The 1,520-nt window shown below is 67.8% G+C and carries 1 protein-coding gene; it reads left to right on the top strand.

From position 1 onward, the window contains the following. The first annotated feature begins 149 nt into the window (after nucleotides 1-149). Nucleotides 150-1,466, top strand: coding sequence for an IS256 family transposase (locus ABKW28_RS22740; RefSeq protein WP_348613541.1), 1,317 nt, complete (start codon nucleotides 150-152; stop codon nucleotides 1,464-1,466). Nucleotides 1,467-1,520: the final 54 nt, after the last annotated feature.

Below are 1,520 nucleotides of genomic sequence, written 5' to 3'. Positions count from 1 at the left end.
GGGGGTGTCAGATGGTCTGTGTAAGCGGTCGGTCCTGAAGGAGGACCAAGATGACCGCTGTGACCACTGAGAACGATGAGGCGAACGTGACGACGAGCAGCTCCGAGCGGCCCAGCCGTGCTGCTGCTCGCCGGGCCGTGCGCGCTGAGATGCCGGGATACAAGGCCGCTGCCGACCTGGCCGAGTCCGGCGCCCTGGACGGGCTGTTCGCCCAGATCGACGCCGGCGAGATCGACCTGACCGGCGACGGCGGGTTCATCCCCGCCCTGATCAAGCACGCCCTGGAACGCGGCCTCGGCGCCGAGCTCACCGACCACCTGGGCTATGAGAAGGGCGCCCCGGACGCGGCCGCGTTCGACAACTCCCGCAACGGCACGACGCCGAAGACAGTCGCGACCCAGGTCGGCGACGTGAGCCTGGCTGTGCCACGCGATCGGGCCGGCACGTTCACCCCGCGGCTGGTGCCCAAGGGCCAGCGACGCCTGGGCGGGCTGGACGAGATGATCATCAGCCTCTACGCCGGCGGGATGACGGTCAGGGACATCTCCCACCACCTGGAGTCCACGCTGGGCACCGAGCTGTCCCACGAGACGATCAGCAACATCACCGACGAGGTCCTCGAGGCGGTCGCTGAATGGCAGGCCCGACCCCTCGAGGCGATCTACCCAGTGATCTACCTCGACGCGATCGTGGTCAAGGTCCGCGACGGCGCCCACGTGATCAACAAGGCCGCCCACATCGCGGTCGGGGTCGACATCGACGGCATCAAGCACGTCCTGGGGATCTGGGTCCAGGAGCACGAGGGAGCCAAGTTCTGGGCCGGGGTCTGTGCCGACCTGGCCAACCGCGGCATCCGCGACGTGCTCATCGTGTGCTGCGATGGGCTCACCGGGCTGCCGGAGGCGATCGAGGCGACCTGGCCCAACGCGACCGTTCAGACGTGTGTGGTGCACCTGATCCGCGCCGCGATGCGGTTCGTGGGCTACGGCGACCGCAAGGCCGTCGCCGCGGCGTTGAAGCCGGTCTACACCGCCGCGAACGCCGAGGCCGCCCGCCGCGAGCTGGACGCGTTCGCGGACTCGAACTGGGGCAAGAAGTACCCCCACACGGTCGCGACCTGGAGCGCCGCGTGGGAGCGGTTCACCCCGTTCCTGGCGTTCCCGCCCGAGCTGCGCCGCGTCATTTACACCACCAACTCCATCGAGTCGCTGAACTACCAGCTCAGGAAGGTCACCAAGAACCGCGGCCACTTCCCCAGCGACGACGCGGCAGTCAAGCTGCTGTGGCTGGCGATCTGCACCATCGAGGACAAACGAGCCCGCGACCGGGAACGGGACCGCGGCAAGAAGGGCAAGGAGCGCAAGGCCCAAGGCCGCCTCGTCGAAGGACAGGTCGTGACCAACTGGAAGCAGGCCCTCGCCCAGCTCGCGATCGCCTACCCCGACCGCATCAACCCCCACCTGTAAGCCCAACTCAGAGTAAAGAGATCGGCCGCCTTACACAGAAAAGTTGACACGCTC

Origin of the sequence: Nocardioides sp. 31GB23 (genome assembly GCF_040012395.1) — a bacterium.
Classification (GTDB): Bacteria; Actinomycetota; Actinomycetes; order Propionibacteriales; family Nocardioidaceae; genus Nocardioides; species Nocardioides salarius.
Note: the sequence above shows the minus strand (reverse complement) of the source record. Positions and strands in the feature narration are given on the sequence as shown.

Coding starts and splice junctions, on each gene's coding strand:
- ABKW28_RS22740 (WP_348613541.1), top strand. CDS start 150: ATGCCGGGATACAAGGCCGCTGCCGACCTGGCCGAGTCCGGCGCCCTG.